The organism is Monashia sp. HAY1-5C (assembly GCF_056755255.1).
Genome location: NZ_JBPGXG010000845.1, coordinates 1 through 232 on the forward strand (window position 1 = coordinate 1; position 232 = coordinate 232).

Sequence of the window (232 nt, forward strand, 5' to 3'; positions counted from 1 at the left end):
GTCCGCCACCGGGGCGAGCACTTCGCCTTCGACGGTCCGCTGAACTTCGTGCCGTTCACGGACGGCGAACCCGTCATCGTCTCCCCCGGCGGCTCGGGACGCGGACTGGGCTTCGCGGGCCACAACTCCGACATCCAGCTCGCCCTCGCACCCCTGGACGAATCCAGCATCCGCGCGTACCGGGCGAAGATCCACGACGCCGCGCGTGCGGCGGGTCGCCGGCCCGAGGATG

General features: G+C 72.0%; 1 pseudogene. It reads left to right on the top strand.

Features of this window, described 5'->3' with window-relative positions:
* Positions 1–232 (top strand): annotated as a pseudogene (locus tag ACR9ZK_RS23725) (LLM class flavin-dependent oxidoreductase); the annotation flags it as partial.